Below are 23,675 nucleotides of genomic sequence, written 5' to 3' on the forward strand. Positions count from 1 at the left end.
TGTCGGAAGAGGACGTGCCGAGTGCACGTCCAGCGGGGAGAACGCGTGCATGCCCGCGAGGTGCACGCCGGCACGATCCGCCCGGGTGCCCGGCGCGGCACCGGCCTCACTGCAGTGGTGACGGGCCGTCCGGGGCGGTGAGCAGGGCGAGGTGGGCGAGGTCGCCGGGGGGCGGGGTGGTCACCGACCACAGCGGCGCCGGGGAGCCGTCGGCGACGGCGGCCGGGGCGTCGGTGAGGTTCATGCGTTCGCGCAGCCGGCCGTAGAAGTCCGTGCGCTCCAGCCGTACGGCCCGCAGCCGGCGTGGGGCGGCGTACACCCCGATCCAGTCCCCCGGGCCGAGCACGCCCCGCACCTGGCCGTCGACGCTGACGGCGGCCTGCCCGGACCGTTCGAGGATGCGCAGGCCGACGGGTTCGTCGGGGGCGGTGACGACGGACCGGTCGAACGCCATGTGCGGGGCGACCGGGGTGAAGACGAGGGCTTCCGCGCGCGGCGAGACGACGGGCCCGCCGGCGGCGAAGCTGTACGCGGTGGAGCCGGTCGGCGTGGCCACGAGCAGCGCGTCGGCGGAGTAGGACGCCAGCAGCCGGCCGGAGACGTACACCCCGACGGAGATCTGGCGGTCCCTGGCGAGTTTCTCCAGCACGACGTCGTTGAGCGCGGTCACGTCGAGGGGGACGCCCCACTCCTCGTCGACCCGGCAGTCCGGGCGCACGCTCGGCGGCGGCAGCAGCGGGCCGCGGCCGTACTCCATGAGGGCCTCCATGGCCGGCGGCACCTCAAGGCGGCGCGAGGCGCGCAGGGCGAGGAGCATCCGGCGGTCGACGCCGAACCGGCCCTCGCACACCGCGTCCAGCGCGGACCGCACCCCGCCGGCCGACACCTGTGTCAGAAAGCCCACGCGCCCCAGGTCGACGCCCAGGACGAGTGCGTCGTTCTCCACGGCGAGCCGGGCGCCCCGCAGGAAGGTGCCGTCCCCGCCGAGGGTGACCACGAGGTCGGGATCGCCGGCGGCCTCGACCTCCTCGCGCGCGCCGCGCCGCGCGCCTTCCCGCCACACGTCGATGTCCGTGCACCGCACGGCGTGCTCCTCGCACCAGGCACGGACCACACCGCCCGCCGCCACGGCCTCGGCGCGCCCGCCGTGCACGACCAGGCCGAGTCGCTTCACCGCCATGTCCGCCGCCTCCAGCCCGGGGGCCGGCCGTCGTCACGTCCGGTCCCTCCCGCGGGATCCGTGTCCTGGGGGACGAGTGCCCCGGCGGCGTGGAGATATGGGCGGGGCCCTCTCCGGGCACCGTTCCAAGGACTGCGGCCGGGCCGTGACATTGTGCGGATTCCGTCCCGGCGGCCACGTGACAGGGCGAAAGATCATCTACTTCAGCGCCCTGTCACTTCGGACGGGTCGCTGACGCCGGACGTCAGCCGGCCGGTCCCCTCGCGAAAGCGGTGGTCCTCCGTGAACGTTCGAGACGTGCTCACCAGCCGGTCCCTGGCCGGCTTCGCGGCCCTGGCCGGCGTCGCCGCCGCCGTGCTCGTCGGCAAGGACGGCTTGGGCACCGTGGTCGGCTGCGGAATCGCCGATGACGCGGTGCCGTCGGTCACGGCGAAGGACTGGGTGTCCTCCGCGGACCATGTCGTCGTCGCCACCGGCGTACGCGAACAGGAGGTCGACAGACGTGAGTTCAAGTCGGGGCCGGTCCGGTACGCCACCGACCGCACGGTGACGTTCCGCACGGACCGGGTGCTGTGGTCCTCCGCGGCCGGTCGCGGACGCGCCGTGGACAAGGGGTTCGACATGGTGGCGGCGGGCTGGAACGTGTACCGAAGCGGCGGACGCGTGAAGAGAACGACCCCGGAGGCGCCCCGCCTGGAGCCCGGCCACACCTACCTTCTCGCCCTGCGCCGGGAGGCCGGCGAGGGCGGCGCCGGCCGATGGAGCGTGCTCGGCGAGGGCGCCGCCGTGCCCTTCGACGACCGTACCGTCGGCCGGGGCGAGTGGTGCGGGCGCGTCCTCGACGAGGAGGACGTCGCCCTGGCCGAACGCTTCTCCCGCTCGGACGACCACAGCCTGGAGAAGGTGGTGCTGGGCCGCGACGAGCGGGCGGTGACCGGCGAACTCCAGCGGGCCCTGAAGGAGTGAGCGGCCCCGCCGGAGCAGGTCGTCACAGCGCCGGCGCCGGCGCCGCGGCCTCCCACGGGAAGCCGTCGGGGTCGGTGAAGGCGCCGGCCCCGGTGCCGCCGGTGAGGGTGAGGCGGTGCGAACCGGTGCCCTCGGGCGGCACTCCGGCGTCCTTGGCGAGGGCGCGGCGCCGGTAGAGGGCGAGCTTGACGGGGGCGTCCCCGGCGGCGAACTCGACGTACATACGGCCGAAGCTCTTGCCGACGGTGAAGCCCTGACCGGTGTAGAAGCGCTTGCTCGCGGTCACGTCGGCGACGCCCAGCAGGAGCACGATCTCGTCGACGTCCCGGGTGGCGGGTCCGGTGTCCTTCTTCGCCGAGGTGGCGACCTTCCAGACGGCGCCGTCCGGGGCCTGTACGACGCCGCCGTAGCCCCAGAGGGACTTGGCGGCGGGCTTGAGGGCCGTGGCGCCGGCGGCGAGCGCGGAGTCGATGAGGCTGTCGACGGTGGACGGCTGGGACACGGTGAGCGACAGGGTGAAGCCCCGGAACCCTTCCGTGGGCGCCTGCGCGGCCCGCAGCCGGATCCGGGTGTCGTCCAGGCCGAAGGCGGCGGAGTAGAAGCGGGCGGCGGCCGTCACGTCGGCCACGTCGAGGGTGAGGGATGTGAGGTGTGAAGTCATGACAGTCACGCTAGGCGCGGCTGCGGTGCGGACGCTTCTCGATTCCTGACCGGTCGGGCTCCGGTGACGCCTGCGGTGCCGCGCCACCTCAGTGCCGTCGCGCGTTCCTCGCGGCGGGCCATGAGGTACGCGTACGGCGACTTGCCGTATGCCTGCCGGAACCGGCGGCTGAGGTGCCCGGGGGGCATGTGCGCGTCCCGGGCGAGGGCCTCCACGTCCAGGGGCCGCGCGTGCTCCCGGTCGATGCGGTCGCGGACGCGGCGCAGACGGGCCAGGTCGTGGAGGTGTCGGGCGGCGATGCGTGCGGGACCCCAGGAGGGGTGACACATGGAGGGACTCCGTCTCGTCGAGGTGTGTCGGTGGGAGGGTGAACGCGCGCACGGCGGCCGGGAGCACCGACCGCCGTGCGGGGTTCAGTTGACGCCGGCCGTCACGGCCGGCCCGATGACCGGAAGGGGGCTCAGCGGAGCTCCTGGATGCGGACGAGGTTGCCTGCGGGGTCGCGGAAGGCGCAGTCGCGGATGCCGTAGGGCTGCTCGGTCGGCTCCTGGACGACCTCGACGTCGCCGGACTGGACCTGCTCGAAGGTCTTGTCGAGGTCCGGGGTGGCCAGGAGGATCCAGCCGTAGGTACCCTTGGCCATCATCTCGGCGATGGTGCGGCGCTCGTCCTCGGTGATACCGGGGTCGGCGGCCGGCGGCGCCAGGAGGATCGACGTGCTGGGCTGGCCGACGGGGCCGACCGTGATCCAGCGCATCTTGCCCTGGCCGACGTCGCTGCGGACCTCGAAGCCGAGGGCGTCGCGGTAGAAGGCGACGGACGCGTCCGGATCGTCGTGCGGCAGAACGCTCGTGTGAATGGTGATGTCCATGTTCGTCAGGCTAGGCGCGGCCGCCGGCGCCCGCTTCTCGATTCCTGACCGATCCGCGCGCGGCCCGGCGGCCCGCTTCATGCCCTCCCCTACCAGTTGATGCGGGCGCGGACTGCGCGTGCCGCCTTCCAGCCGAAGCTGAACGCGTAAGCGGACACCGCGGACGGGGCCGGCTTCAGCCGGAGGACGAGTTCTCCGTCGCGGGGACCGACACGAGCCGTGTGCAGGCGCTTCTCGGCCCCGGAGAGGGACAGCGCGTGTTCGTCGCCCCGCCGGCTGACCTTGCCGCCGAGGGCCGTTCCGAGGGCGCCGCGTGCCGTCAGTCCGTGTGCGGTGCAGCGCAGCGAGAGATGCCAGTCGCCCTTGGGGAGGGGTTTGCCGCCGTCGACGGTGGCGAGGTCGACCTGTGCGCGGAAGCAGGCCCGCCCGTAGTCGTAGGTCTCCTTGCCGCGGGCGACCGCCAGATGCGGTGAGGGCACCTGTTCGGCGGTGACGGCGACCTCCTTGCCGGTGCGTGCGTGGCGCAGGACGATCTCGGTGCTGAGGTCGTCGGTGTCGACCTGGTCGAGGTAGGCGTACCCGGCGAGTTCGAGGACGGTACCGTGCCAGGCGAGGCGGTCCACCCGGCGGCGCGGGCTGACGGCGAGCACCTCGGAGGTGATGTCGCACAGTTCCGTGTGAAGGGGCGAGTCGGGGGCCGGGAACGGCGGGGACGCGTACAGTCTGCCGTCCCTCACGATCGCCTTCCCGGGGCGGCCGGCGAGCTGCCACTCCACGACCGACGTGAGTTCGTCGGTGAGTCCTTCGCGCACACAGTGGCTGATCAGCTTCTCGTGGACCTCCATCGCGGCCGTGACGGCGGGGCTGATCCATTTCTCGGCGTAGGGGCGGGCCAGCCTGGCTAACTCTCTTCGGGTGGCGGCGTCCTCGTCCAGGAAGCGCCGGTCGAAGCGGCGTACCAGCTCGACCCTGACATGACGTCCGATCAGATGGTCGCGCAGTGGCCCCGGTTCGGTCATGCCGGTCACCAACTCGACCATTTCGTCGGCCTGTTCGAGCACCGTCTTCAGGTCGAGGCCGTTCGCGGTGATGTTTCCCTCGTCGCCCCGCTGGACGACGTAGTAGCAGTCGTAGTCCCCCAGGATCGATATGACCTCGCTGTGCAGGTAGGCGCGGGCGACGAAGTGCTGGTCCTCGCTGATGCGCATGTGCTCGGGGAAGCGCAGCCCGTGCTCTTCCAGCATGCTGCGCCGGAAGAGCTTGAAGGGCATGAGTGTGTAGTACACGTCGCCCTTGGACAGGTCGGCCTTGTCGACCGTCTTCGCGAACACCTGCCGGGGCACGCGTCTGCCGACGCCGATGAGTTTCGCCAGGACGACGTCGGAGCCGTTCTTCTCCGCCAGCGCGACGAGTCGTTCCAGCGCCTCGGGCCCGAGGGCGTCGTCGGCGTCCACGAAGAAGACGTAGGTGCCGGTCGCGTGGTCGAGTCCGACGTTGCGCGGCCGGCTCGGGCCGCCCGACGCCTCCTGGTGGATGACCTTCACCGGTTTGCCCGCGGCCCATGCTTCGAGGACGGCGCCGCTGTCGTCCGTGCTGCCGTCGTTCACGGCGATGATTTCGAGTGCCTCCAGACCGATGGTCTGTCCGGCGACGGAGGCGAGTGTGCGCTCCAGGTAGGGCATGGCGTTGTGGACCGGAATGATCACAGAGACTGTCGGTCTGTGAGAGCTGTTCACCGAGTGGTTTCCCCCCAGTTCGGATCACTTGAGAGCCGTCACCAATTGAAGACAGAACGAAAGCGAACTGGGTTGCCCCCCGGGCGGCACAAAACCCGGCGCGGTCTCCGGTGAGTGAGTCGGCACGGGTGCGTGCAATCCTTCGGGGTGATGCGCGGGCACAACGGCGCAGTCGGCGAAGGCGGGTTGTCGGTGGGTGCAGGGTCGATCGCGGGCGACAAGGATGTGACAGAGGAGAACGATTCGCTCCGGTTGTCCGTACTATCTCTACGGCAAGGCTTCGTGAGTCGACCGTCACTGCCGCCGGCGTCAGCCGGGAGGACACACATGTGCGGCAGTTCCTCATGTCCCGCCCCGAACCGGAAAGGGTTGTGTGCCTCATGTCCGAGAACACGTCCATCACCGAACTGTCCTCGCAGTACACCGCTCAGGTGACCTCCGACCTCGAACGCAACACCAAGGAACAGGAGCGCATCGCCGGCGAGATCGCCGCGCTCAACGAGCAGTTGGCGGCGCTGCAGCGCAACCACGCGGTGCTCGTCAGCATCCAGCAGGCCATCGACGCGGTGCCCGCTCCCACGGACACGACGGAGAAGTCCGACGACGCCGTCACCGTTCCGGCTCCCCGCAAGCAGACCTCCTCCGACGCGAGGACGTCCAAGGGCGCCAAGGCGACCAAGAACGCCAGGGAGGCCAAGGCGGCCGCGCCCGCCGTCGGCAAGCGTTCCGGCGCGGCCAAGGCGCCGGCCAAGTCGTCGGCCAAGTCCCGTGCCGCCGCAGGCGGGAAGGCCGCTTCCGCCAAGCCCGCGGGCAAGTCCGCGGCCGCCGCGAAGACCGCGCAGCAGCCGACGCTGGTCGACCTGGTGCGCCGGCACCTCGGCGAGCAGAGCGAGCCGCGCTCGGCCGCCGAGGTCACCACGGCCCTCGCCCAGGCGCACCCGGAGCGCAGCGTCAAGACGACGGTGATCCGCACGACCCTCGAAGGACTCGTCGCCAGGAACCACGCGCACCGCTCCAAGCAGGGGACGTCCGTCTTCTACACCGCCACCGACGCGCCCGAGGCGTCCGGGTCGTCGCAGAAGGACGCGGCCCAGGCCGTCCCCGCCGACGCGTAGGAAGACCTGGATCCGGCCCGGCGCAGGGCGAGTTGGGTGGGCGGCGAGGGACGCGCCGCCCACCCTGCGAATCCGGTGTCCTGGGGCGTGGCGGGGGCGTCGTGAGGGCTCGATCGCCGTCGGGTCGGTAGCATTTCGGGTGATACTGCTTCGGCGTGAGGGGATCAGCGATGGCGGACGAGGGCGTCAAGCATCCGGGGCTGATCGTCCCGGTGGGGCATGTCGAGCCCGTCCCCCGGCGGGTCCGGGGATTCATCGGCGGGCGGGTCGTCTTCGACACCCGGCGGGCGCTGTACGTGTGGGAGTGGCCGCCCTATCCCCAGTTCAGCATCCCCGTCGAGGACATCGCCGGTGAGCTGACCGACGACGGCCATGTCGACCGGCTGGGCCCCGGCCCCGCGCGACGGCACTCCCTGCGCCTCGGGGACGAGGTGTGCGAGGGCGCGGCCTGCCTGTGGGGCGACGGCGCGCCAGAGGCGCTTCACGGCACCGCCCGCTTCCGGTGGAACGCGCTGGACGCCTGGTTCGAGGAGGACGAGCAGGTGTTCGTCCACCCCCGCAGCCCCTACTCCCGCGTCGACGCGCTGCGCTCCTCCAGCGGTGTGCGTGTGGAGCTGGACGGGGTCGTCCTCGCGGACGCGCCGCACTGCGTGAAGCTGTTCGAGACCGGCCTGCCGACCCGCTACTACCTCGACCGCACACATGTCGACTTCACCCGTCTGCGCCACTCGGACACGGTGACCCGCTGCCCGTACAAGGGCACGACGAGCGACTACTGGTCGTTCGACGGCGAGGTCCTCACCCACGAGGACATCGCCTGGGCGTACGACTTCCCCACGCCCGCGGTGGCCGGCATCGCGGGCATGGTCGCGTTCTACAACGAGCGCGTCGATCTGCGTGTCGACGGCACGCTCCTGCCCCGTCCCGCTCAGCAGTCGGGGACGTCGGGCAGCCGGTCGTCCGGGTAGTCGATGTAGTAACCGGCGAGCCAGCCGGTGTTGGAGTCGGTGTAGTCGTTGACGAGGACCCAGTACGGGTTGCCCCCGATGGTCTGCCCCCGCTGCTGGCAGTAGACGTAGAGCTGGTGGTGGGGCTGGACCCGCTGGCGGACGTCCGGGCAGGTGCTGACGGACGGATAGCGGCTGCAGGTCGCCTGGTCGGCTTCGTTGGCCCGCAGGTTCACGTCGGTCGCCCAGGTGTGGTACATCCGGTCGGCCGCCGCGGTCCGGGCCGCCGTCGTGCGGTCGCGCGGCGGGCCCTGGAAGCCGTCGGCGGTCGCCTGTCCGGCGGCAGAGCCGGTGAGCAGGGCGGCGGTCAGCACCGCGAGGGCGGCGCGCGGGTCGAGGCGCATGGTGTCTCCCGAAGTAGTGCGTCATACGGCGTCCACCCGGCAGACGGACCGGGCGGCGACGCCGTATGACCCACTAGCGCGAGACGCATGTCATCGGGGGCTTTTTCGGTGGATTCGCGGGCCTATCAGGCACCCGCGGTGCGGCGGCACCGTGGGAGCGTGCAGGATAGGGGTATGACGATCAAGGTTTACTTCGACATCACCATCAACGACGAGCCCGCCGGGCGCATCAACTTCAACCTGTTCGACGACGTCACGCCCAAGACGGCGGAGAACTTCCGCGCGCTGGCCACGGGCGAGAAGGGCTTCGGCTACGCCGGTTCGTCCTTCCACCGCGTCATCCCCGCCTTCATGCTCCAGGGCGGCGACTTCACCCGCGGCGACGGCACGGGCGGCAAGAGCATCTACGGCGAGAAGTTCGCCGACGAGAACTTCACCCTCAAGCACGACCGGCCGGGTCTGCTGTCCATGGCCAACGCCGGCCGGAACACCAACGGCTCGCAGTTCTTCATCACCACCATCGTGACCGACTGGCTGGACGGCAAGCACGTGGTGTTCGGCGAGGTCGCCGACGAGCAGAGCATGGCCCTCGTCAAGAAGATCGAGGCGCTCGGCTCGCGCAGCGGCTCGACCTCCGCGAAGATCACCATCGCCTCCTCCGGCCAGCTCTGACCGGTCCCGGGGCATCCCGGGGAGGCCGCCGGCAGCGGCGAGGAAGGCCCGGCCCCGCACGGACGCCGTGACGAGCGCGCGTCCGCCGGGGGCCGGGCCTTCGCGGCGTCCGGAGGTCCGGTTCCCGCCCGGCCGGGGCGCGCCGGGTCCGGCCCCTCGCGCCCGCGCGCTACCGTCGGCGGCATGGACGGTGATCGCCGAGGGTGGACACAGTGTGTGCTCAGTGGGGCCGTGTTCGCCGTGTGCATGGCCGGCACCACGCTGCCGACCCCGCTGTACGGGCTGTACCAGGACAAGTTCCACTTCTCCGAGCTGACGGTGACCGTCGTCTACGCCGTGTACGCCTTCGGAGTGATCGGCATGCTGCTCCTCGCGGGCAACGCCTCGGACGGTGTGGGCAGACGCCCGGTGCTGTTCACCGGCCTGGGGTTCGCGGCGGCCAGCGCCGTCTGCTTCCTGTGCGCCACGGGACTCGGCTGGCTGTACGCGGGGCGGCTGCTGTCGGGCCTGTCCGCCGGTCTGTTCACCGGGGCGGCCACGGCGTACGTGATGGACCTGAGCCCGCCGGGCGGCGCGTCACGGGCCACGTTCGTGGCGACGGCGGCGAACCTGGGCGGCCTGGGCTGCGGCCCGCTGCTCGCCGGGATCCTCGCGCAGTACGCGCCCTGGCCGCTGTATCTGCCGTTCGTCGTCCATCTCGCCCTGGTCGCCTGTTCGGTCGCCGTCCTGGCGTGGCTGCCGGAGACCGTGCGCGAGCGGCGGCCGCTGAGTGCGCTGCGGCCGCAGCGGCCCGGTCTGCCGCCGCAGGTGCGGGCGGTGTTCGGGCCGGCGGCGGCCGCCTCCTTCGCGGGGTTCGCGCTGTTCGGGGTGTTCACGTCGGTCAGCCCCGCGTTCCTCGCCGAGTCCCTGGACGTGCACGACCACGCGGTGAGCGGCCTGGTCGTCGCGCTGGCCTTCTTCTCCTCGACCGCCGGGCAGCTCGCGGTGGGCCCGGTGGGCGTCGGACGCTCGCTGCCGCTGGGCTGCGCGCTGCTGCTGGCCGGGCTGGCGCTGCTCGCGGGCGCGCTGCGGTGGGACGCGTTCGCCCTGGTGGTGCTGAGCGCGGTCGTCGGCGGGGCCGGGCAGGGACTGTCGTTCCGCGGTGCGCTGTCGGCGGTCGCGGCGGCGTCCCCCGCTGACCGGCGGGCGGCGGTGATCTCGACCCTGTTCCTGGTGGCCTACGCGGGCATCTCGGTGCCCGTGATCGGCGTGGGCCTGCTGGTGGGACCGCTGGGCCTGGAGGGCGCGGGGCTGGTGTTCATCGCGGTGATGGCCGTCCTCGTGTCGACGGCGGCGGTGTATCTGCTGCGGCGGCCGGTGCCCGCGCCCCACGGGTGACGGCCCTCGGCAGGGGGCTCAGTCCACCGGATGCCCGGGGTCGATCGTGAGGACGTCGGAGAGCCGGAGCACCGTGCCCCGCTGCTGCTCGCCCTCCTCGTCGCCGGCCTCCGCTCCCCCGCCCGACTCGACCGGCTCCAGGAAGAAGCCCACGTGGTCGCCCGCGTCGACGCGCTGCTCGACCCGGCCGACGAACCACGCGCACGCGTCGTCCAGCACGACGGCCCCACCGTGCGCCTCGCTCCAGCGCACGCCGGCGAACTTGTCCACCTCGTCGCCGGTCTGGCCGCCGAACAGCTCCGCGAGGCCGTACTGCCGCGGGGTCAGCAGGTGCACGGCGAGGAACTCGGCGTGCCGGGCCACCCGGTAGGTCCGGTTCACCTTGGACAGCCACACCGCGAACCGAACGGGCCGCATGGAGCACTGCGCGGCGAACCCGACGAGGCACCCCGCGCGCTCGCCGCCCGCCGCGGCGGTCACGACGCACATGTCGGGATCGAGCCGATCGATGAAACCGTCCGCGTTCACGGCGTTCACAGCGCTCACGCTCCTTCAGGGCTCCTGTGACTTCTCCCACGGGCTCTTGCCCCGGGCCGGAAGGGTTACCTACGTTCGCGGGCATGTGCTCCGAGAATCCCGTCCTGCCCGAAGACCCGGTCGGCTTCTCCGTGGATCTGGCCGCGCACGAGATGCGGCGGCGCGCCCACGTCCTGGACGCTCTCGGCCCCGGGTGGGATCCCGTCGCCGTCCTGCGGGACGAGGAGGCCGCCGAGGGCATGCTGTACTCAGGCCTCAGCGAGGAGCAGCAGCGGCTGTACGAGGAACTCGTGTCGGCCGGTGTGCTGCCCGCGGGAAGGGGCGGCCGTGCTGCCTCTTGATCCGCAGGCCGACGTCGGGCGGCGGGCCTGGGTGGCCTGCCCGCGGTGCGACGACAGTCAGGGGTGCGGGGTGTGCGAGGAGCGGCGCACCTGCTCCGAGCACTGGCGCTACCTGTTGTCGAACACGGGCAGCCTGCTGCACCTGCAGTGCCCGTCCTGCACGCACATCTGGACCCATGAGACCGGCTTCGGGGCGACCCGTTCCCCGTGGCAGCGCATCACCAGCGGCTTCCGGCGGCAGTAGCGCCCGGGGCCCGGCGGCGATCACATCGACATGACCGATATGTCCCTAAGTGGGAGACTTGCCGTATCGCGGTGACGCTCCACCGGCGTCCCCTGACGGAACAGGCAGGTCGTCCCATGCCGAAGAAACCACGTTCGTCCGAGCCGTCGCACGGCGAGGGACCGAGCCGCCACCAGGGCGAAGGACAGCACGGCTGGGCCCCCGACGTGGACGAGACGAGGCAGCAGGACAACCCCAGCGCCCGCCGCTCCTTCCACGCGGAGCACGCCGGCGAGCCGGGCCCCGGGCGGAAGAAGTCGGCGCAGGAGTCGAAGCCGGTTCCGGGTGACACGGTCCGCAGCGACAGCAAGCGCGGCGAGGAGTACGGCGACGAGGGCGAGGCGGGGATGCGGGACACCGGCCCCAAGGGCCGCTCCCGGCGCCCCAGCGGCACCCGCGACGCCTCGGCGAAGACCGGCGTGGACCCGCAGGACCCCTAGGGCCTGGCGTGGACCGGCAGGACCCCTAGGGCCTGGCGTGGACCCGCAGGACCCCTAGGGCGTGTCCCTGCCCTGTCCGCCCTGTCCGTCCCGTCCTCGGGTCAGCAGATCCGCGGCAGCTGCTCCCCCAGCGGCATGTCCACCACCCGTGTGCCGCCCAGTCCGGTGCGGGCGACCACCATGCCCGGGTGGGACTCGACCGCCTCGCCGATGATCACCGCGTCCGCGCCCAGCGGATGGGCCCGCATCGCGGCGAGGACGGCGTCGGCGTGCTCGCGGGGGACGAAGGCGACCAGCTTGCCCTCGTTGGCGACGTACATCGGGTCCAGGCCCAGGACGGCGCAGGCGTTGGCGACGGCGTCCGGGACGGGGACCGCGCGCTCCTGGAGGACCACGCCCGTGCCGGAGGCCGCCGCGATCTCGTTGAGCGCGGCGGCGAGGCCGCCCCGGGTCGGATCGCGCAGGACGTGCAGGTCCGGGGTGACGGCGAGCATCGTCTCGACGAGCGGGCCGAGGGCGGCGCAGTCGCTGACGATCTCCACCCCGAACTCCAGGCCCTCGCGGACGCTCATGATCGCCACGCCGTGGACGCCGACGGCGCCGCTGACGATCACGACGTCCCCGGGGACGACCCGCTGCGGGCGCAGGTCGACGCCCTCCGGGACGAGGCCGATGCCGGCGGTGTTGATGTAGACGCCGTCGCCGTGGCCGGCCTCGACGACCTTGGTGTCGCCGGTCGCGACCTCCACCCCGGCCGCGCGCGCCGCCGCGCCCAGCGCCTCGGCGACCCGGCCGACCGTCTTCAGTTCGACGCCCTCCTCCAGGATGAAGCCGCAGGAGAGGTAGGCGGCGCGGGCGCCGCTCATGGCGAGGTCGTTGACGGTGCCGTTGACGGCGAGGTCGCCGATGCTGCCGCCGGGGAAGAACAGCGGCCGGACCACGAAGGAGTCGGTGGAGAAGGCGAGCCGCGCCCCGCCCAGGGAGAGCGTGGCGGCGTCGCCGAGCTGGGCGAGCGTCTCCCCGCCGAAGGCGGGCGCGAAGATCTGCTGGACGAGCTCCGCGGAGAGCGCCCCGCCTCCGCCGTGGCCCATGACGACCCGGGGCGTCTCACGCAGCGGGGCCGGGCAGGTCCAGGCCGCGGGGTCGATCGCGGGCGTCTCGGCGTGCTCGGCGGCGGGCAGTTCGGTGGTGTCAGACAACGGGGGTCGCCTCCCGGGCCGTGCCGGCGGTCAGGTCGAGCCGCCGGTACAGGTAGTACGCGGCGCAGGCGCCCTCGCTGGAGACCATGGTGGCGCCGAGCGGGGTGCGGGGTGTGCACAGGGTGCCGAAGGCCTCGCACTCGTGCGGTTTCAGCAGTCCCTGGAGGACTTCGCCGCTGCGGCACTCGGCCGGCTCCCGGGTCTGGATGCCGCCGACCGCGAACCGCTGCTCGGCGTCGAAGTCGCGGTACTTCGGAGCGAGCCGCCAGCCGCTGCCGGGGATGACGCCGATGCCGCGCCAGGCCCGGTCGGTGACCTCGAAGACGTCCTCCAGCATGGCCCGGGCGGCCGGGTTGCCCTCGGGGCGGACGGCGCGGGCGTAGGCGTTGTCGACGGTGTGCTCGCCCCGCTCCAGCTGGTGGACGGTGCGGCGCACGCCTTCGAGGATGTCCAGCGGTTCGAAGCCGGTGACGACGATGGGCACACGGAAGCGCTCGGCCAGTTCGGGGTACTCCCCCACGCCCATCACGCTGCACACGTGACCGGCGGCGAGGAAGGCCTGCACCCGGCACTGCGGGGAGGCCATGACGGCCTCGATGGCGGGCGGCACGCGGACGTGGGAGACCAGCAGGCTGAAGTTGGGGATGCCCAGCCTGCGGGCCTGGTGGACCGTCATGGCGTTCGGCGGCGCCGTCGTCTCGAAGCCGATGCCGAAGAACACCACCTCGCGGTCGGGGTTCTGCCGGGCGATCCGCAGGGCGTCGAGCGGCGAGTAGACGACGCGTACGTCGCCGCCCTCGCCGCGCACCTGGAACAGGTCCCGTCCGGTGCCGGGCACCCGGAGCATGTCGCCGAAGGAGCAGAAGATCACCTCGGGGCGGGAGGCGATCTCCAGGGCCTTGTCGATGACCTCCAGCGGGGTCACGCACACGGGACAGCCGGGGCCATGGATCAGTTCGACCTGGTCGGGCAGGAGCTGGTCGATGCCGTGCCGGATGATGCTGTGGGTCTGTCCCCCGCAGACCTCCATCAGGGCCCACGGCCGGGTGACCGTGGCGTGGATGTCGTCGAGGAGCCGGCGCGCGAGGTCCGGGTCCTGGAACTCGTCGATGTACTTCACGGGTTGCTCACCTCTTCCACCGGGTCCACGCCCGCCTGTGCCGCCGCCGTCTCCCATGCGTCGCCGAACTCCTCCTGGAGCATGCCGAGTTCGGCGAAGAGTTCGAGCGTCTGCCGCGCGGACTCCTCGTCGAGCCGCTGCAGGGCGAAGCCGACGTGCACGATGGCGTACTCGCCGACCTGGAGGTCGGGCAGGTACTCCAGGCACACCTCCTTGACGACGCCGCCGAAGTCGACGGTGGCCATCCGGGTGCCGTCGCGTTCCTCGATGTCCAGCACTCTGCCGGGTACCGCCAGACACATGGGCCTCTCCTCGCTGTTCGCTCAGTGGTTCGTCGCGGTCCTGGCCGTGGCGCGGGCGGCCACCATGAGCTGGCCGAGCGCCAGGCCGCCGTCGTTGGGCGGCACCAGGCGGTGCCGCAGGACCGTGAAGCCGTCCCGGCGCAGGGCCGTCGCGCAGTCCGTGGAGAGCAGGGCGTTGGCGAACACCCCGCCGGTCAGGGCGACCGTGTCCAGGCCGTGTCGTTCCCGCGCCCGGCCGCACAGGTGGCGCACCAGGCCGGTGACGGCCCGGTGGAAGCGGGCCGCGACCACGGCGGGCGGCGCGCCGGCTCTCAGGTCCTCGACGATCGCCGCGAGGACGGGCGCGGGGTCGGCCCGTACGACACCGTCCTCGGTGGCGTGGTCGAAGGTGTAGGCGGCGGTGTCCCCGGCGGGCGCGTGCAGGGCGGCGGCCTCCAACTCGACGGCCGCCTGAGCCTCGTAGCCCGCGTGGTGGCAGATGCCCGCGAGGGACGACACCGCGTCGAAGAGCCGGCCCATGCTGGAGGTGGGTACGCAGTTCAGGCCGCGTTCCAACTGCCGTGACAGCACGCGCAGTTCGTCGGGCGGGCAGGCCGCCGTGCAGGCGAGGTCGTCGCTCCAGTCGACGCCCGCCGCCCGCAGGTGGGACAGCGCCATCCGGTACGGCCGGCGCACCGCCGCGTCGCCGCCGGGCAGCGGGACGTACGCCAGGCGCCCGAACCGGGTGAAGCCGTCGTAGTCGGCGAGGAGGACCTCCCCGCCCCACACCGCGCCGTCGTCGCCGTGGCCCGTCCCGTCGAAGGCGACGCCGATGACCGGCCGGTCGCCGTCCAGCCCGTGTTCGGCCATGGCGGCGGCGATGTGCGCGTGGTGGTGCTGGACGCGGACGACGGGCCGCCCGGCCGCGTTGCGTTCGGCCCAGCGGGTGGAGCGGTAGCCGGGGTGCCGGTCGGCGGCGAGCGTCGCGGGGCGCACCCCCGTGAGGGAGGCCAGGTGTGCGGCGGCGCGCTCGAAGACGGCCTGGGTGGCGAGGTCGTCCATGTCGCCGATGTGCGCGGACAGCCAGGCCCGGCGGCCCTCGCCGAGGCAGAAGGCGTTCTTGAGGTCGCCGCCGACGGCGAGGGCCGGCCCGACCGGCAGCGGGAGGGGCAGGGGCAGCGGGGCGTGACCGCGGGAGCGGCGGAGGAGGAGCGGTTCGCCGTCGCTGACGCGGACCACGGAGTCGTCGCACGGCACCTGGATCGGCCGGTCGTGGGCGAGCCAGGCGTCGGCCAGGTGCGCCAGCCGCTCCAGCGCCTCGGCGTCGTCGGTGACGATCGGCTCTCCGGCCGCGTTCCCGCTGGTCATGACGAGCAGCCGGGGGCCCTCGGGGTCGCCGGGCAGCCCGAGGAGCAGGTGGTGCACGGGGGTGTACGGCAGCATGACGCCGAGGTCGGGGCTGCCGGGGGCGACGGCTTCGGCGGGCATCGCGGCGCCGGCCGGGCGGGCCGCGCCGGTGCGCCGGCGCAGCAGGACGACGGGCCGGGCGGCGCTGTGCAGCAGGTCCCGTTCCTCGGGGCCGAGCCGCACGAGGTGCTCGACGTCCGCCGCGTCGCGGGCCATGACGGCGAACGGCTTGTCGCCCCGGTTCTTGCGGCGGCGCAGCAGGGTGACGGCGGTGCGGTCGGTGGCGTCGCAGGCCAGGTGGTAGCCGCCGAGGCCCTTCACGGCGAGGATCGCGCCGCGCGCGAGCAGCGCGCGGGCTTCGGCCAGCGGGTCGCCGGGGTACTGCCGCGGTGTGCCGTCCGGTCCGGGCACGAGCAGGCGCAGGCAGGGGCCGCAGGCGGGGCAGGCGACGGGCTGGGCGTGGAAGCGCCGGTCGCGGGGGTCGGCGTACTCGCGGGCGCAGTCGGGGCACAAGGGGAAGCTGGCCATCGTGGTGTGGGCCCGGTCGTAGGGCAGGCCGGTGACGATGGTGAAGCGCGGGCCGCAGTGGGTGCAGTTGACGAACGGGTGGCGGTGGCGCCGGTCGGCGGGGTCGGCCAGCTCGTCGAGGCAGGCGGCGCAGGTGGCCGTGTCCGGGGAGACCAGGGTGCCTACGGGGCCGTCGGTCCGGGAGGCGAGGATGGTGAAGGGGCCGCCGCCCTCGACGGGCACGTCCTGGTGGGAGACGGACTCCACCCGGGCCAGCGGGGGCGCCTGCGGGGCGATGCGGTCGCAGAACCGGGCCACGGCCGAGGCGGCGCCCTCGACCTCGGCCACCACGCCCTCCGGCGTGTTGGTGACGTGCCCGGCGAGGGAGAGTTCGGTGGCCAGGGCGTAGACGTACGGCCGGAAGCCGACGCCCTGCACCACGCCCCGTACGGTGACGCGCCGGCGCCGGGGCGGGTCGCCGGCCTCGGTGGAGGCGACGAGGTCCGCCGGGGGCGGGGAACCGCTCACGAGTGGGTGCGGGCGAGGGCGTCGGCGCCGTCCTCGTGGGCGCGCGCGTGTTCGTGGTGGTGTTCGTGCGCGTGGTCGTGGGTGAGCTCGGTGGTGCAGCGGGCCATGACCGGCTCATGGACGGGCGCGCCCTCGGCCGCCGCCATGGCCCGGTCGAGCAGCGCGCCGATCCCGCTGCCGTGGCGGGCCGAGGTCAGCAGCACCTCCGCGCCCGGGTTGACCTGTTCGACGTGGGCGCGGAAGGCGGCCTCGTCGAAGCCGACTGCGTCGGCGATGTCGGTCTTGGTGACCACGACCAGGTGGGCGAGGCCGAAGGCGGTGGGGTACTTCAGCGGTTTGTCCTCGCCCTCGGTGACGGAGGCGAGGACGACCCGGAGGGTCTCCCCCAGGTCGTAGGAGGCGGGGCACACCAGGTTGCCGACGTTCTCGACGAACAGCAGCCGGGTGTCGTCGGGCAGCCAGTCGCGGAGGTGGCCGGCGAGCATGGCCGCCTCCAGGTGGCACAGACCGTCGGTGAGGACCTGCTTGACCGGGGCTCCTGAACGCGCCAGACGGTTGGCGTCGTTCTCGGTGGCGAGGTCGGCGGTCAGCGCGGCGACCGGCACGCGGCGCTCGCGGGCGAGCGTCAGTTCGCGCTCCAGCAGGGCGGTCTTCCCGCTCCCGGGGCTGGACAGCAGGTTGACGACGGCGACACCGCGCGCCGCGAGGTCGGTGCGCAGGGTCTGCGCGTAGGTGTCGTTCTTGGCGAGCACGGCCTGTCGCAGGTCGACCACACGGCACATGTTCAGCACTCCTCGGGGACGGGTTCGCGGGTCCGCGCGTGCGTCGGGCCGTCCTCCCAGTGCACGCTGACGATCTTCAGTTCGCGGCCCGAGAGCAGGTCGGCGCCGCTCCCGCCGCAGCGGGGGCAGGTCAGCGCCGGCGGCATGCCGACGGCCCACTCGTGTGCGCAGGGCGCGCAGCGGGCGCGGCCGGGCACCGCTTCGGTGACGAGTTCGGCGCCGTCCAACACGGTTCCGGCGCAGGCCAGTTCGAAGCAGAAGGAGAGGGAGTCGGGCACGACGCCGGCGAGTTCGCCCACCTGGAGCCGGACGGAGCGCACCGAGGTGACGTCGCCGTGCTGTGCGGCGGCCTGTTCGACCTGGTCGATCACGGCGAGTGCGACGGACATCTCGTGCATCGGTCTCGGTCCTCCCGGTGCCGGGCCGGCCTGCGCCGGCCTGGGCGGTCTCCCATTAGAGGCGAGGGGGAGGCGGGCGGCATCCCGGCGCGCCGTCGCCGGCTGCCGGGTACGCCGTTCGACGCAGCCGCTCGCCGCGCGGTGCGATGGCGTGCCGGTGCCGGGCGTGGTCACATGCGGCGGATCCGCAGGTAGCGCCGGATGTCGGGGAGACATTCCCGGACCAGGACGCCCACGGCGACGAGGGCGGCGCCGACGATGATGTTCTTCTTCATGGTGTGTCTCCTCACCTGGATGCCTCGCCGGCGGCGGCCCGCGTCGCGGGTTCCTTCGGCCGGTCGTCCCGCAGCAGTTCCTCGATCAGCCGGACGGCCCGCGGCACGGCGTCGGCCACCGGCGCGCTGAGCCCGATGCCCTCGCGCACCGAGGCCGGTTCGCATCCGACGATCAGGACGCGGCGCGGCGGGGTGCCGCCGGCGCCGGCGCACAGGGTGTGCAGCAGCGCCAGGACGGTGTCGGGGGTCATGCGGTGCCCGTCGAGCGCGGGGGCGGCCTCGGGCGCGGCCGGGCCGGGGCCGTCGTGCTCGATGACGTAGAGGGTGCCGGGGGCTTCGCCGCGCGCCGTGGCGTCCACGAGGACGAGGGTGTCGTAGCCGTCGAGGAGCTGGTAGGCGAGGTGCACTCCGCGCACGCCGACGTCGGCGACCTCGGTGTGCGGGGGCAGGGGCCGCTCGGCGAGCCTGCGGGCGGTCTCGACGCCGAAGCCGTCGTCCCCGAGGAAGATGTTGCCGATGCCGGCGACGAGGGTCCGCGCGCCGGGCTGCCGGGGAAGGCTCATGCGTCGTCCTCCAGAGGGGTGATCTCGTCGGGCTGGAAGTACAGGAACCGGCCCTGCTCGCGGCGGATGTCGGCGCCCGGGTCGCCTTCGACGGTCACGGCCAGGTGGACCGCGCCGTCCACGTCGTGCAGGACGGCCTCTACGCGCGCGGTGCGGCCCTGGAGGAAGAGGTCCTGGGCGTCGGTGCGGCGCAGGCCGGGGCGCAGGGTGACGCGGCTGCCCGCGCCGAGGGACCGGCCGTCGACGAGGACGCGGTCGCGGGCGGGGTCGAAACCGGGGTCGCTCGCCGGGTCCCACCAGGGGATCTCCGGGCGGGTCACGCCGTGCTCGTCGGGGAAGCCGCCGGAGGCGGGCGCGGCGGTGGCCGTGGCGGCGGGGCGGGTCGCCTCGCGCAGGCCGCGCACCGCGCCGTGGAGGCGTTCCAACACCTCGGGGGGCATGGTGTCGGCGAGGTCGATGACGGCGGCGGCCCGTTCGTCGGTGCCCCGGGCCTCGCGTTTCTCCTCGTCGGTGAGGGCGGCGGTGCGCAGCGCGAGGATCTCGTCGATCTCGGTGGCGTCGTAGAGGGCGCCGGGGCTCTCGGGGGCGATCGCCGGGTGGTCCTCCAGGATGATCGGCGAGGACAGGACGAGGTCGCCGCGGCCGGGTTCGCCTGCGAGGACGGGCCAGGTGTGCAGGTTGCGGCAGGCGGCGGTCGCTCCTTTGGCCCATTCGGGGGGATCGGTCATCGACAGGAACGATCCGGCGCTGAGGGCCATGAGGAGGTGGGAGGCGACGAGGGAGTGCGGCAGGGCCGCGTCGCGGTCGCCGCCGCCGTCGGGCGGGGTCCAGGCGGTGGTGTTCTCGACGACGGCGGTGAGCCTCGACACCCGGTAGGGGCCGTCGAGTTCGACGGCGGACAGCCGTAGCTCACCGCTGATCTCCTCGCATCGGCGCACCAGGCGGCCGAGGGTGCGGCCGGCCGCGTCGAGGACCGGTTCGCTCTCCTCGCGCGCGGGTCGGCCGAAGGGGACGGTGACGCCGTCGCCGAGGAGTTCGGCGACCTTCGCCACGACTTCGACGCGCTCCTCGCCGCCCTCGTCCCAGGGCACCAGGACCCGGTCGTCGAGGGGGAGTTCGTCGACGGTGTCGAAGCCGCCGTCGGGTCGCAGCCGCTGCACGGTGCGCCGGCGAGCGTGCAGGAAGCGCAGCTCGACGGAGAGGGTGTCGTCGGCCTTCGGTTCCATCAGGCACTCGGTGTGCTGGAAGTCGTGCTCCTCGGTGTCGGCGCCCCAGCCGGGCGGGACGAGCACGCCGAACTGCCAGCGCAGCCGGTTCTTGGCGGCCGACGCCCGGTAGGGGTAGAGGACGTAGCCCTCGAAGAGGACGGCGTCGGCGACCTGGCGGGCGAGCGCGAACCGTTCCTCGGTGTGCGGGGCGAACGCGGTCGCGGTCACGGGTCCGTCCTTCCGGTGGTGCCGGTGAGGGTGTGGAACGGGTCGGCCGGGGGCGGGCCGGCGGCGCCGGCGTCGTCGAGCAGGGCGCGCACGGTGCTCTCCCAGGAGGGCAGGGCGCGCCGGGAGCGGTAGGCGAGGAGGGCGTCCATCGTGTCGCGGGGCAGCCGGATCCAGCCGCAGCCGGGGAAGTGCTGGTCGATCATCTCCCGCCAGACGGCGACGGGCATCCGGCAGACCGTCTCGCGGTCCCACGGGACGGGCTCGACCTGGAAGCCGCGGGTGCCGGTGAACGCCGTGCCGGAGAAGAGCATCAGCAGGGGGACCTCGCCGTCGGTGAGCGCCGACAGGTAGCGGCCGGCGGCGATGTCGAGGTCGTAGGTGCAGGGCACGACGAGGTCGGCCTCGGTCTCGCCGGTGAAGCCGGGGACCATCAGCGGCACTTCCGCGAACTGCAGCGGCTGGAGGGTGCTGCCCCAGCGGGAGCGTTCGCCGAACAGGTCGGTGAGGCCGTCGGCCTCGGCGGGCGTGTAGCCGCGGCGGGCGGGTTCGACGCGGATCTGGCAGCGCAGGGCGAGGGCGTGCACGCGGACGCCGCCCGTGGCCGTGACGCGGAGCCGGAAGACGAGGGTCGGTCCGGCGGCGTAGCGGTCGGCGCGCACGCCGGTGCAGGCGAAGGACAGCTCCGTCACGCGTCCCCCGTCCCGCTGACGGGCCGGGCGCGCCGTACGACGTCGTCGAAGAACGCGTCCAGGGCGGCGCGGGCCTCGGCGCCGCCGTCGAAGCCCTGCCACAACAGGCGCATCCGGCCGACGAGTTCGTAGCAGACGTCGATGGGCACGAGGTGGCAGTCGCAGCGGCCCCCGGCGCGGCGCAGGAGCAGGGCCTCGACGTCGGGTTCGAGGAGTGCGGCGAGACGGCTGCCGCCGAGGACGTCCGTCCAGGTGGCGGGGTCGAGTTCGCTCTCGGTGGCGCCGGCGGGGCTCGGGTAGAGGGCGACGAGGCGGTCGAGCGCGGCGTTGCGGAAGAGGAAGGCGACGCCGACGGGGATCTGCAGGGCCTCCCAGGCGTGGTCGTCGAGGCGGTGCTCGGGGTCGGCGAGGTAGCGGGAGGGCACGGCGCGGAAGCGGCCGGCGGCCGCGCCGGGCCGTTCCATGAGCAGCGCGCAGGGTGTGCAGGCGCAGGCCAGGGCGCGTCGTTCGGTGTCGACGAGGTGGCGGTGGTCGCTCTCGCCGAGGGTCACCGCGCACAGTTCGCACCGTTCGGGCTCGGGCGGGCGCCCGGTCAGGAACCTGCGCAGGCCCGGGGGCCGGGTCGTCGCCGGGGGCGTGTTCATCGGGCCTTCGCCGCTGTCGGGCGGGCGCCGATCTGGAGCAGGGCGGGTTCGGCGGGCGGTGCCTGCACCTCGACGGACCTGACCTCGGGCGCGAAGCAGGCGAGGGCCTCCTCGACGGCGCTCCGGACGTCCGAGCCGCCACATCCGCAGCCGCCGCCCGAGCGGGAGCGCAGCCGCAGGACGCCGCCGTCCTCGTCGAATCCGACGACTTCCAGGGGGTGTTCGGGGAGGTCGTCCAGGGCGCGGGCGATGCGGGTGTCGCGGTCCTCGGGGTGGAGGTCGTGCAGGACGAGCAGGCTCGCGACGAGCCGGTCGCCGAGCAGCGTCCCGAGGGGTTCGCCGCTCGCGGAGAGCAGGCGCAGCACGCGGGCGAGTCCCGCGCCGTAGAAGTCCATGAGGGAGCGGACGAGTTCCTCGGCCCCCCGGGCGGCCGCCGGGTCGGTGGAGCCGGCCAGCCGGTCGAGGACCTCCTCGATCCGGCGGCCGGTCTCCTCGGCGTTCACGGGCCGGGCCGCGGTGGCGCTCATCCGCCCAGTCCGCTCAGGCCGGTGGGGACGTGCATCTTCTGCACCGTCTTGCCGCCGCCGACGTACATGTGGACGCCGCAGGGCAGGCAGGGGTCGAAGCTGCGCACGGCGCGCATGATGTCGATGCCCTTGAAGTTCTCCGGGGTGTTCTCCTCGAAGATGGGGGTGTTCTGCACGGCGTCCTCGTAGGGGCCGGGGGTGCCGAAGGTGTCCCTGGTGCTGGCGTTCCAGGGGGTCGGCGGGTAGGGGTGGTAGTTGGCGATCTTGCCGTCGCGGATGACCATGTGGTGGGAGAGGACCCCGCGCACCGCCTCGGTGAACCCGACGCCGATGCCCTCGTCGGGCACCTCGAACTTCTCCCAGGTCTGGGTGCGTCCGGCGCGGACCTCCTGGAGGCCCTTCTCGGCGAAGTGCAGGGCGACGGCGGCGGTGTAGGCCTGGAAGTAGGTACGGGCGCGGTTGCGCTCCAGGGCGTTGCTCCAGCGCGGGATCTTCCACTCGAAGGTGGTCTCGGGCCGGGTCATGGTGCGGGGCAGGTTGATGACGACGCTGTGGCCGGTGGCCTTGACGTACCCGGTGTCGACGAGTCCGGACAGGGCGGTCGACCACAGGCGGGCGATCGGGCCGCCGCCGGTGTCCAGGGCGAGGTGGTCCTTGCCGTCGAACCAGCGGGGGGACATGACCCAGCTGTACTTGTCGTCGAAGTCGCGTTTCTGCGGGGCGGGGATGGTGTGCTGGTTCCAGGGGTGTCGGGGGTCGACCGGGTTGCCCAGCGGGTCGTGGGTGACGAACTGCTCCTGTCCCTGCCAGTCCTCGTAGTAGGAGCTGCCGAGCAGGATGCGGATGCCGAGGTTGATGTCGGTGAGGTCGTTGGTGACCAGCTTGCCGTCGACGATCACGCCGGGGGTGACGAACATGCGCCGGCCCCAGTCGCTCATGTTGGCGTAGGTGAAGTCGCAGTACTCGGGGTCGTTGAGGGCTCCCCAGCAGCCGAGCAGGACGCGGCGGCGGCCGACCTCCTCGTAGCCGGGCATGGCCTCGTAGAAGAAGTCGAACAGGTCGTCGTGCAGGGGCACGACCCGCTTCATGAACTCGACGTACCGCATGAGGCGGCTGAGGTAGTCGGTGAACAGCTGCACCGAGCCGATGGTTCCGACGCCGCCCGGGTAGAGCGTGGAGGGGTGCACATGGCGGCCCTCCATGAGGCAGAACATCTCGCGGGTGTAGCGGCTGACCTGGAGGGCCTCGCGGTAGAACTCGCCCTCGATGGGGTTGAGCGAGCGCATGATGTCGGCGATGGTGCGGTAGCCGTGGTCCCCGGCGTGCGGCGCCTCGGTGCGTTCGGCCAGTTCGAGGACGCCGGGGTTGGTCTCCTTGACCATCTTCTCGCAGTAGTCGACCCCGACCAGGTTCTCCTGGAAGATGTTGTGGTCGAACATGTACTCCGCGGACTCGCCGAGGTTGATGATCCACTCGGCGAGGTGCGGGGGCTTCACGCCGTACGCCATGTTCTGCGCGTACACCGAGCAGGTGGCGTGGTTGTCGCCGCAGATGCCGCAGATGCGGCTGGTGATGAAGTGGGCGTCGCGGGGGTCCTTGCCGCGCATGAAGACGCTGTAGCCGCGGAAGACCGACGAGGTGCTGTAGCACTCGGCGACCCGCTTCTGCTTGAAGTCGATCTTGGTGTGGATGCCCAGGCTGCCCACGATCCGGGTGATCGGGTCCCAGGCCATCTCCACCAGGCCGCTGCCGTCGCCGGGCGTCTTCGTCGTCGGTGCCATCGTGTGTG

Annotated in this window: 27 protein-coding genes and 1 pseudogene; 8 read left to right on the forward strand and 20 right to left on the reverse strand. The window is 72.9% G+C overall.

Annotated features, from left to right (window positions below; translation table 11 throughout):
- Positions 1 to 106: 106 nt before the first annotated feature.
- Complete coding sequence (locus tag ACFYXA_RS28405) at positions 107 to 1,180, reverse strand: NAD(+)/NADH kinase (protein ID WP_352250930.1); 1,074 nt, start codon at positions 1,178 to 1,180, stop codon at positions 107 to 109.
- Positions 1,181 to 1,462: 282 nt separating this feature from the next.
- On the opposite strand from ACFYXA_RS28405, the gene ACFYXA_RS28410 reads away from it, so the two are divergent.
- Positions 1,463 to 2,146 (forward strand): hypothetical protein, encoded by a 684-nt coding sequence (locus tag ACFYXA_RS28410; protein WP_389038044.1) that lies wholly within the window; start codon positions 1,463 to 1,465, stop codon positions 2,144 to 2,146.
- Positions 2,147 to 2,168: 22 nt separating this feature from the next.
- Here ACFYXA_RS28410 and ACFYXA_RS28415 read toward each other — a convergent pair whose 3' ends face one another.
- The 4 genes and pseudogenes from ACFYXA_RS28415 to ACFYXA_RS28430 form a co-directional block, all read right to left on the reverse strand.
- Complete coding sequence (locus ACFYXA_RS28415) at positions 2,169 to 2,807, reverse strand: glyoxalase (RefSeq protein ID WP_389038046.1); 639 nt, start codon at positions 2,805 to 2,807, stop codon at positions 2,169 to 2,171.
- Positions 2,808 to 2,869: 62 nt separating this feature from the next.
- Positions 2,870 to 3,136, reverse strand: a pseudogene (locus ACFYXA_RS28420) (AraC family transcriptional regulator); the annotation flags it as partial.
- Positions 3,137 to 3,267: 131 nt separating this feature from the next.
- Positions 3,268 to 3,678, reverse strand: coding sequence for a VOC family protein (locus ACFYXA_RS28425; protein WP_351094116.1), 411 nt, complete (start codon positions 3,676 to 3,678; stop codon positions 3,268 to 3,270).
- A gap of 89 nt (positions 3,679 to 3,767) precedes the next feature.
- Positions 3,768 to 5,384, reverse strand: a complete 1,617-nt coding sequence (locus tag ACFYXA_RS28430) for a glycosyltransferase family A protein (protein WP_352250938.1) — start codon at positions 5,382 to 5,384, stop codon at positions 3,768 to 3,770.
- 410 nt (positions 5,385 to 5,794) lie between these two features.
- Between ACFYXA_RS28430 and ACFYXA_RS28435 the strand changes: the two genes are divergently transcribed.
- Entirely contained in the window at positions 5,795 to 6,529 is a 735-nt protein-coding gene (locus ACFYXA_RS28435; protein WP_352250940.1) for a hypothetical protein, read from the forward strand.
- 170 nt (positions 6,530 to 6,699) lie between these two features.
- Entirely contained in the window at positions 6,700 to 7,497 is a 798-nt protein-coding gene (locus tag ACFYXA_RS28440; RefSeq protein ID WP_389038281.1) for a DUF427 domain-containing protein, read from the forward strand.
- Here ACFYXA_RS28440 and ACFYXA_RS28445 read toward each other — a convergent pair.
- The gene (locus ACFYXA_RS28445; protein ID WP_352250942.1) at positions 7,458 to 7,880 is read right to left on the reverse strand and encodes a hypothetical protein; all 423 of its coding nucleotides are present in this window, start codon (positions 7,878 to 7,880) and stop codon (positions 7,458 to 7,460) included. The genes ACFYXA_RS28440 and ACFYXA_RS28445 overlap by 40 nt on opposite strands.
- Before the next feature lie 174 nt (positions 7,881 to 8,054).
- On the opposite strand from ACFYXA_RS28445, the gene ACFYXA_RS28450 reads away from it, so the two are divergent.
- On the forward strand, positions 8,055 to 8,552 hold the full coding sequence (locus ACFYXA_RS28450; protein WP_351094124.1) for a peptidylprolyl isomerase: 498 nt from the start codon (positions 8,055 to 8,057) through the stop codon (positions 8,550 to 8,552).
- Between the two features lie 183 nt (positions 8,553 to 8,735).
- Entirely contained in the window at positions 8,736 to 9,929 is a 1,194-nt protein-coding gene (locus ACFYXA_RS28455) for an MFS transporter (protein ID WP_389038053.1), read from the forward strand.
- Between the two features lie 18 nt (positions 9,930 to 9,947).
- On the opposite strand, the gene ACFYXA_RS28460 is transcribed toward ACFYXA_RS28455, so the two are convergent.
- A complete protein-coding gene (locus ACFYXA_RS28460; protein ID WP_389038284.1) occupies positions 9,948 to 10,418 on the reverse strand; it encodes a flavin reductase family protein in 471 nt (156 codons plus the stop codon).
- Positions 10,419 to 10,549: 131 nt separating this feature from the next.
- On the opposite strand from ACFYXA_RS28460, the gene ACFYXA_RS28465 reads away from it, so the two are divergent.
- From ACFYXA_RS28465 to ACFYXA_RS28475, 3 genes are all read left to right on the forward strand, one after another.
- Positions 10,550 to 10,807: a DUF6400 family protein gene (locus tag ACFYXA_RS28465; protein WP_389038056.1), complete on the forward strand. Its 258-nt coding sequence runs from the start codon at positions 10,550 to 10,552 to the stop codon at positions 10,805 to 10,807.
- Positions 10,794 to 11,051, forward strand: coding sequence for a hypothetical protein (locus tag ACFYXA_RS28470; protein WP_352250947.1), 258 nt, complete (start codon positions 10,794 to 10,796; stop codon positions 11,049 to 11,051). Before ACFYXA_RS28465 ends, ACFYXA_RS28470 begins: the two co-directional genes overlap by 14 nt.
- A gap of 116 nt (positions 11,052 to 11,167) precedes the next feature.
- A complete protein-coding gene (locus ACFYXA_RS28475; protein ID WP_389038059.1) occupies positions 11,168 to 11,530 on the forward strand; it encodes a hypothetical protein in 363 nt (120 codons plus the stop codon).
- Between the two features lie 101 nt (positions 11,531 to 11,631).
- On the opposite strand, the gene hypE is transcribed toward ACFYXA_RS28475, so the two are convergent.
- From hypE to ACFYXA_RS28540, 13 genes are all read right to left on the reverse strand, one after another.
- Positions 11,632 to 12,729, reverse strand: coding sequence for a hydrogenase expression/formation protein HypE (hypE, locus tag ACFYXA_RS28480; RefSeq protein WP_389038061.1), 1,098 nt, complete (start codon positions 12,727 to 12,729; stop codon positions 11,632 to 11,634).
- Positions 12,722 to 13,849 (reverse strand): hydrogenase formation protein HypD, encoded by a 1,128-nt coding sequence (hypD, locus tag ACFYXA_RS28485; protein ID WP_389038063.1) that lies wholly within the window; start codon positions 13,847 to 13,849, stop codon positions 12,722 to 12,724. The genes hypE and hypD overlap by 8 nt, the downstream gene beginning before the upstream one ends.
- Positions 13,846 to 14,151 (reverse strand): HypC/HybG/HupF family hydrogenase formation chaperone, encoded by a 306-nt coding sequence (locus tag ACFYXA_RS28490; protein WP_351094137.1) that lies wholly within the window; start codon positions 14,149 to 14,151, stop codon positions 13,846 to 13,848. Before ACFYXA_RS28490 ends, hypD begins: the two co-directional genes overlap by 4 nt.
- Positions 14,152 to 14,172: 21 nt before the next feature.
- Positions 14,173 to 16,572 (reverse strand): carbamoyltransferase HypF, encoded by a 2,400-nt coding sequence (gene hypF, locus ACFYXA_RS28495; protein ID WP_389038066.1) that lies wholly within the window; start codon positions 16,570 to 16,572, stop codon positions 14,173 to 14,175.
- Positions 16,569 to 17,354, reverse strand: coding sequence for a hydrogenase nickel incorporation protein HypB (gene hypB / locus ACFYXA_RS28500; RefSeq protein ID WP_389038069.1), 786 nt, complete (start codon positions 17,352 to 17,354; stop codon positions 16,569 to 16,571). The genes hypF and hypB overlap by 4 nt, the downstream gene beginning before the upstream one ends.
- Before the next feature lie 2 nt (positions 17,355 to 17,356).
- Entirely contained in the window at positions 17,357 to 17,752 is a 396-nt protein-coding gene (hypA, locus tag ACFYXA_RS28505) for a hydrogenase maturation nickel metallochaperone HypA (RefSeq protein WP_389038072.1), read from the reverse strand.
- Positions 17,753 to 17,922: 170 nt separating this feature from the next.
- Positions 17,923 to 18,027, reverse strand: a complete 105-nt coding sequence (locus ACFYXA_RS28510; protein ID WP_389038075.1) for a DUF6893 family small protein — start codon at positions 18,025 to 18,027, stop codon at positions 17,923 to 17,925.
- Between the two features lie 11 nt (positions 18,028 to 18,038).
- Positions 18,039 to 18,590 (reverse strand): hydrogenase maturation protease, encoded by a 552-nt coding sequence (locus ACFYXA_RS28515; RefSeq protein WP_389038078.1) that lies wholly within the window; start codon positions 18,588 to 18,590, stop codon positions 18,039 to 18,041.
- Positions 18,587 to 20,026 carry a hypothetical protein gene (locus ACFYXA_RS28520; protein ID WP_389038081.1) on the reverse strand — a complete coding sequence of 480 codons (1,440 nt, stop codon included), beginning with the start codon at positions 20,024 to 20,026 and terminating at the stop codon, positions 18,587 to 18,589. The genes ACFYXA_RS28515 and ACFYXA_RS28520 overlap by 4 nt, the downstream gene beginning before the upstream one ends.
- A complete protein-coding gene (locus ACFYXA_RS28525; protein ID WP_389038084.1) occupies positions 20,023 to 20,715 on the reverse strand; it encodes a DUF6084 family protein in 693 nt (230 codons plus the stop codon). Before ACFYXA_RS28525 ends, ACFYXA_RS28520 begins: the two co-directional genes overlap by 4 nt.
- Complete coding sequence (locus ACFYXA_RS28530; RefSeq protein ID WP_352250967.1) at positions 20,712 to 21,359, reverse strand: DUF5947 family protein; 648 nt, start codon at positions 21,357 to 21,359, stop codon at positions 20,712 to 20,714. Before ACFYXA_RS28530 ends, ACFYXA_RS28525 begins: the two co-directional genes overlap by 4 nt.
- Positions 21,356 to 21,886 carry a hypothetical protein gene (locus tag ACFYXA_RS28535; protein WP_389038087.1) on the reverse strand — a complete coding sequence of 177 codons (531 nt, stop codon included), beginning with the start codon at positions 21,884 to 21,886 and terminating at the stop codon, positions 21,356 to 21,358. Before ACFYXA_RS28535 ends, ACFYXA_RS28530 begins: the two co-directional genes overlap by 4 nt.
- On the reverse strand, positions 21,883 to 23,667 hold the full coding sequence (locus ACFYXA_RS28540; protein ID WP_352250970.1) for a nickel-dependent hydrogenase large subunit: 1,785 nt from the start codon (positions 23,665 to 23,667) through the stop codon (positions 21,883 to 21,885). The genes ACFYXA_RS28535 and ACFYXA_RS28540 overlap by 4 nt, the downstream gene beginning before the upstream one ends.
- Between the last annotated feature and the right edge of the window lie 8 nt (positions 23,668 to 23,675).

The organism is Streptomyces sp. NPDC002566 (assembly GCF_042889585.1).
In the GTDB taxonomy this organism is placed as follows: domain Bacteria; phylum Actinomycetota; class Actinomycetes; order Streptomycetales; family Streptomycetaceae; genus Streptomyces.